Annotated in this window: 6 protein-coding genes; 3 read left to right on the forward strand and 3 right to left on the reverse strand. The window is 64.7% G+C overall.

Features of this window, described 5'->3' with window-relative positions; all coding sequences use genetic code 11:
- Positions 1-133: NAD(P)(+) transhydrogenase (Re/Si-specific) subunit beta (locus MKD50_RS29925; RefSeq protein ID WP_252668807.1), on the forward strand; the 133-nt coding region annotated here is incomplete at its 5' end.
- A 131-nt stretch (positions 134-264) separates the two neighbouring features.
- Entirely contained in the window at positions 265-1,158 is an 894-nt protein-coding gene (locus tag MKD50_RS29930) for an MBL fold metallo-hydrolase (protein WP_252669740.1), read from the forward strand.
- An 88-nt stretch (positions 1,159-1,246) separates the two neighbouring features.
- Here the strand turns inward: MKD50_RS29930 and MKD50_RS29935 are convergent, their stop codons facing one another.
- The 3 genes from MKD50_RS29935 to MKD50_RS29945 form a co-directional block, all read right to left on the reverse strand.
- Positions 1,247-1,648, reverse strand: a complete 402-nt coding sequence (locus MKD50_RS29935; protein ID WP_115706783.1) for a cupin domain-containing protein — start codon at positions 1,646-1,648, stop codon at positions 1,247-1,249.
- Between the two features lie 4 nt (positions 1,649-1,652).
- Positions 1,653-2,132 carry a carboxymuconolactone decarboxylase family protein gene (locus tag MKD50_RS29940; RefSeq protein WP_115706782.1) on the reverse strand — a complete coding sequence of 160 codons (480 nt, stop codon included), beginning with the start codon at positions 2,130-2,132 and terminating at the stop codon, positions 1,653-1,655.
- Between the two features lie 188 nt (positions 2,133-2,320).
- The gene (locus MKD50_RS29945) at positions 2,321-3,589 is read right to left on the reverse strand and encodes a patatin-like phospholipase family protein (protein WP_252669742.1); all 1,269 of its coding nucleotides are present in this window, start codon (positions 3,587-3,589) and stop codon (positions 2,321-2,323) included.
- A 761-nt stretch (positions 3,590-4,350) separates the two neighbouring features.
- On the opposite strand from MKD50_RS29945, the gene MKD50_RS29950 reads away from it, so the two are divergent.
- Positions 4,351-5,445: a branched-chain amino acid aminotransferase gene (locus tag MKD50_RS29950; RefSeq protein ID WP_252669744.1), complete on the forward strand. Its 1,095-nt coding sequence runs from the start codon at positions 4,351-4,353 to the stop codon at positions 5,443-5,445.
- Positions 5,446-5,762: the final 317 nt, after the last annotated feature.

Raw genomic sequence — 5,762 nt, forward strand, 5'->3', positions numbered from 1 at the left:
CATCGTCAACAAGCGCTCGATGGCCGCCGGCTACGCCGGCCTGGACAACGAGCTGTTCTACATGGACAAGACCATGATGGTGTTCGGCGACGCCAAGAAGGTGGTCGAGGACATGTTCAAGGCGGTCGACTAAGGCCGCGTCGCTCTCTTCCCGGAAAATCGATTCACCAATTGCACCGTCCTGCTGCATCAGGGCCGGCACCACAGAACTTTCAAATCCGAGCGCAAGCCGGGTGCGCTCCATTGCAATGTCGCAACATAACGATGACACCCACCTTCGTTTCCTCGTCCATGGAAATCAACGCCTTCTTTCATCCGGCTACCTCCACCTTTAGCTATCTCGTTCTTGACCGGCAAAGCCGGCAATGTGCGCTGATCGACAGCGTGCTTGACTACGACCCTCACTCTGGCCGGATCTGCACGGCTTACGCCGATCGGCTGGTATCGCGGGTGCAGGAGCTGGGAGCGGTGGTTCAATGGATTATGGAAACCCATATGCATGCCGACCACCTTACGGCCGCGCCCTATCTCAAGCGACGGCTCGGCGGCCAGATCGCTATTGGAAGTCGGATCACAACGGTACAGAAGGTCTTCGGCGAGATATTCAATGCAGGGACGGAATTCGCACCAGACGGCTGCCAGTTCGATCGCCTCTGGAATGATGGCGACACGTTCACGATCGGCAGTCTGCAGGCGCGTGCGATGCATACGCCAGGCCACACCCCTGCGTGCATGACCTATGTGATTGGCAACGCCCAGGAGACAGCGGCCTTTGTCGGTGACACGTTGTTTATGCCCGACTATGGCACAGCCCGTTGCGACTTCCCGGGGGGCGACGCTCGCACCCTTTACCGCTCCATCCACAAGGTGCTGTGCCTGCCAACGGAGACGCGCCTCTACTCATGTCACGACTATCAGCCCGGCGGCAGGGAACTCAGCTACATGGCCACGGTAGCTGACCAACGTGCGAATAACATCCATGTCCGGGATGGCATCGGCGAAGAAGAGTTCGTGGTGATGCGCAGGGCTCGCGATGCTACGCTGCCGATGCCGGCGCTGATGCTGCCATCCGTTCAGGTCAACATGCGGGCGGGAGAGTTTCCCGCGCCTGAGGCCAACGGTAAGCGATATCTAAAAATCCCCGTTGACGCACCTTGATGCAAGAATTCCGGCCTCGGTGAAACCGCCGGACCGGGGGTCCGAAACTCAGGCAACCGGGCCGTGACCGGCCCGGGGAACAACCGCGCTAATTCACCGGCGTAAAGACCGGCGCCCCCTGCTTCTTGAGCAGGAACACGACGAACTTCGCGGGCCTGGTCTTGCTGGCATTGCGACCGACGGTGTGGAGGTCGTCCGGGCCTTCGTAGAAGGTCTCGCCCGCCTTCAGCGTAACCTCCTTGCCGCCCTTCACGCCCATCACGATGCTGCCCTCGAGCACATAGACGAACGCATGCGCGTCATGGCGATGCACCGGGTCGAAGCCGCCGGGCGGGTACTCCACCGTGATCATCTGGACTTCCTTGCCCGCATAGTCGGGCAGCGCCCTGGTGGTCAGCGACTGCACCACCACCTCCGGCGGGGCGGCGTGGGCCAGCGGCGCCGACATCAGCAGCACCAGGCTTGCCGCCATGGCAATCGACCGTCTCATGGCATTACTCCAGGTTGGCCTTGTCCAGCCCGAAGGCTTTGTCGGAAGAACCGGGGACCATGCGGAAGGCTACGTTCAACCGGTTCCACGTATTGATGGCGCCCACCAGGAAAGTGAGGTCGGACAGCTCTTGCTCGGAATACTGCGTGCGCACGCGCTCGTATACATCGTCGGGCACCCCTTGCGCGGACAGCTGGGTCAGGGCCTCGGTCCAGGCCAGCGCGGCGCGCTCGCGCGGCGAGAACAGCGTCGATTCGCGCCAGATCGCCACGTGATGCAGCCGCAGCTCGCGCTCGCCGTGGATCTTGGCCATCTTGATGTGCATGTCGACGCAGAACGCGCAGCCGTTGAGCTGCGAAGCGCGAATCTCGACAAGCTCGCGAATGTGCTGCTCGATGGTCGTTTTCGGGAACAGGCTGTTGAGCTCCATGAGCTTCTTGGACAGCTCCGGGGATTGCTGGAAGTAGTTGAGGCGTTGCGTCATGATCTCTCCTGCTGAGATGGCGGGGATGTCCGGCGGACCCGCGCCGGCTGGCAGGCAGGGACCGCTTGGAACGAAGCGTAGCCGTGGGCCGGACGCGGCGGTAGTGCCGCAGCGGTACACGCACTGTTACCTCGCCGGCACCAATCGTCCGGCACGATGCCGCCGCACCGGATCTGCCTGCAGCGAAACTACCGCGCCGCGTTGGCTTCGCGCTCGAACTCGCGGATCACCGGGTTGCCCAGGATGGCGTCCCTGCCCGCTTCGATCAGGCGATCGACATCCTTCTCGGGCAACCGAAGCCGGGTCGGCAGCTCGTTCAGGCTCGCGGCGCGCGCCTTGTCGAGGGAGTCGAAGGCGATCCGCGTGACGAAGAACTCGACGTCATCGCAGCGCCAGCCTGGACGGCTTGCGGCGATGGCCTGCTGCCGCGCAAACGGCATGGCGCAGCGATAGGCGACCAGATCGTTGCGCCACTGGCGCATCATGGGCACGAAGGCGTCATAGCTCATGCGCACGTTGGTGGCCATGGCCGCGTCGATGGACGCATTTGCCACTTCGATCCCCGACGGGCCAACCTGGCTTTGGTTCCAGTCGCCACGGGGGGCCTGGCCGGCATCGACCACGACGAACAGCAGCCGGCGCACCTTGATCGCGTCGTTCTCGCTCATGGGCCCGTAGGCCGTGCCCAGCAGCAGGCGGGACTGAAAGATGGTGGCCAGGCCGTAGTTGTCGGTCACGCCGCCGTCGACCAGCTTGATGTACTTGCCCTTGGACAGATCCCGGTGGCCGCGAACGGCAACCGCCAACGCGCCAATCAGCAGCGATTGCCCCGGCGCCTCGGCGTGATCCAGGTTGGGCAGCGGCGCGCGGCAGGCCTGGGTATGCTTCTCCAGCACGATGGGCGCGAAGAACAGCGGCACCGCCATGGAAGCCGCGACGGCTTCGGAGACGGGAAAGCTGGCGAGATCGCTGCAGAGCGCATCGAAGGCCAGCTGGCTGAACGGAAACGCGACCCGATAATAGACGTTGGTGGCGTTGATCCACACCAGCGGCTTGCCGCGGCGAAACATGTCGGCGTAGGTGGCCCCCTTGAACACGTCTTCGTCCAGCCAGGTCCGGAGGTCTTCCCGATTATTGAGCCCCCCGCCGAAGAGCCGTGCAATGTTGAAGGGGTTAAGGAGGCTGAAGCGCAGCCGGGCCTCGCCGTCCTTCAGCAGCACCGATCGGAACGTCGCCAGGCTGTCCTTGCCGTGCAGGCCGTAGTATGCGGCGGTGAGGGAGCCGCCGGACACGCTGCTGATGAAGGAAACGTCGTCGAGCAAGGACGCGCCGCCCGGAGCTCTCATGGCGTCCAGCCCCTGCAGCGCGCCGAAGGCAAACGCCGCGGCCCGCGTGCCGCCGCCGGAGAACGCCATGGCGATGGTAGTCGGCCCGGCGACGTCGGTGGGCTCGCGCAAGGGGACTACTGCGCTGGCAGCCGTCGGCTGAGGCAGATTGCGGGGGACATTGTGGGAAAGCGAGCCGCAGGCACCGACTCCCGCAAGCCAGAGCAGCATCAGCGCCCGGCAGGCTCTTTTCCAAGTGCCGCGCGCGCTACCTGGGGTGCCGGTTCGCCCGGGCACGCCGCGCTTGCGGCGCAGAGTGCGGTCAGGGCGAGACATGCCGGTTGTGGCGCAGCCTGCCGGATGGAAAGATGGCGATGCGTAGCCGCGAGCATCCCATGGCCAGGATGGCTCACCATGATATGGCATCGCTACGGGGACGGCACGTAGCCGGATCAGCGGCCGGAGCAGCCGGAGCAGCCGGAGCGGCTCCGGCTGTAGGGAAGGCACCCATTCTTGGAGGTCAGAATCCATCGTCCGCTATGCGTTTTGAAGATACCAGATGTGGGAATTATTGAATTTACGGCGGCGCGGCCGCTTCTTACACTCCTCCAGACAAATAAAAGCATCCGGAGACAGACATCGTGAATGTCACAATACAAGCCAGACCGCGCGAGGCCGCAACGCCGCAAGGACCGGCCCGCAACGGCGGCAGCCTCGACAAGGCGCCGTCTGCCTGAGCGCGATCCAGGCACTGCGACGCCCCCCGACCCCGCTTGGCATGGCTGGCTCCATATCGCAGCGACCCGTACCAGTACTCCCTTGTAGCGCACCCGCCCCGGTCATGCTACCGCGGCGGCCAGGCCATATGGCCCAACATCCCCGAGCACTGAAGCATGAGCACTGAAAATTCACTGCAGTTCGTCCTGGAGCCCCATCCCGGCCCCACCCCCGCCGATCAGATCGCTGCCAGGCTGGAGAACCCCGTCTTCGGTCGCGTGTTCACCGACCACATGGTGACCATCCGTTGGGCCGACGGTCGCGGCTGGCATGATGCCAGGGTCGAAGCACGCCGTCCTTTCCAGATCGACCCCGCCTGCGCGGTGCTGCACTACGCGCAGGAAATCTTCGAGGGCATGAAGGCATACCGTGGCGAAGGCGGCAGGATCTCGCTGTTCCGGCCGCAGGAGAACGCAAGGCGTTTTCGCGCCTCCGCTGCCCGCATGTCGATGGCGGACCTGCCCGAGGCCACCTTCCTGCAAGCCGTGGAAGCGCTCGTCGATATTGACCGCGCCTGGATCCCCGGCAGCCAGGGCAGCCTCTACCTGCGCCCGTTCATGTTCGCCTCGGAGAGTTTTCTGGGGGTGCGCGCCTCGGCCGAATACGTATTCTGCGTGATCGCATGTCCGGTCGGCCCGTATTTCAAGGCCGGCAAGTCCGCGGTGACCGTCTGGGTGTCAGACCAATATACCCGCGCGGCTTCGGGTGGCACCGGCGCCGCCAAATGCGGCGGCAATTACGCGGCCAGCCTGATTGCGCAGACCGAGGCCGCGGCCAAGGGCTGCGACCAGGTGGTGTTCCTGGACGCCGCGGAGCACCGCTGGATCGAGGAGCTCGGCGGCATGAACGTGTTTTTCGTGATGGATGACGGCTCGCTGCGCACGCCGCCCCTGAAAGGGACCATCCTGCCGGGCATTACCCGCGCATCGATCATCGAACTGGCGCGGCACGAGGGCATTCCGGTCGACGAAACGCCCTACGACTTCGAGTCTTGGCGCGCCGATACAGCCAGTGGCCGCGTCAAGGAAACCTTCGCCTGCGGTACGGCCGCGGTCGTCACCGCCATCGGTCAGGTGCGTCACGCCGGCGGCGAATTCACCATCGGCAACGGCGGCGAAGGCGAAGTCACGCAACGGCTCCGTACCTTGCTGACCGGCATCCAGCGCGGCAGCATCGCCGACCCGTTCGGATGGGTGCATCACGTCGAGTGAAAACGGCATGATCTACCGCGGCGGCGAGCGCTCGCCGCGCTGATCTGGCCTGACGTCTGTCCCCGCCGCCCGGGCGGTCCGGGCAACTCAAGAACACTACCGGGGCCGGCGCGCGACCTGCGTGCCGGCAAGCCCGTGCCGTCTACCCGTCGGCACGCTGCCCCGGATGCCATCGCACCGCACGTCTCGCCGCCATCTCCGGCGCGGGTCCGTGCGCGCGCGGCACAACCCATGCAGGAGATCCCTATATGAGCTTGTTCCGAACCAAGAACATTGACGCCATGCTGGCGCAGACGCACGCTGCCACCCTGAGGAAG

The sequence above is a fragment of the Cupriavidus mimosae genome (genome assembly GCF_023952485.1).
GTDB lineage: Bacteria > Pseudomonadota > Gammaproteobacteria > Burkholderiales > Burkholderiaceae > Cupriavidus > Cupriavidus taiwanensis_C.

Bases quoted from the DNA above. Each gene is read 5' to 3' on its own strand.
- MKD50_RS29940 (WP_115706782.1), bottom strand. From the start codon at position 2,132: ATGACGCAACGCCTCAACTACTTCCAGCAATCCCCGGAGCTGTCCAAG.
- MKD50_RS29930 (WP_252669740.1), top strand. From the start codon at position 265: ATGACACCCACCTTCGTTTCCTCGTCCATGGAAATCAACGCCTTCTTT.
- MKD50_RS29935 (WP_115706783.1), bottom strand. From the start codon at position 1,648: ATGAGACGGTCGATTGCCATGGCGGCAAGCCTGGTGCTGCTGATGTCG.
- MKD50_RS29950 (WP_252669744.1), top strand. From the start codon at position 4,351: ATGAGCACTGAAAATTCACTGCAGTTCGTCCTGGAGCCCCATCCCGGC.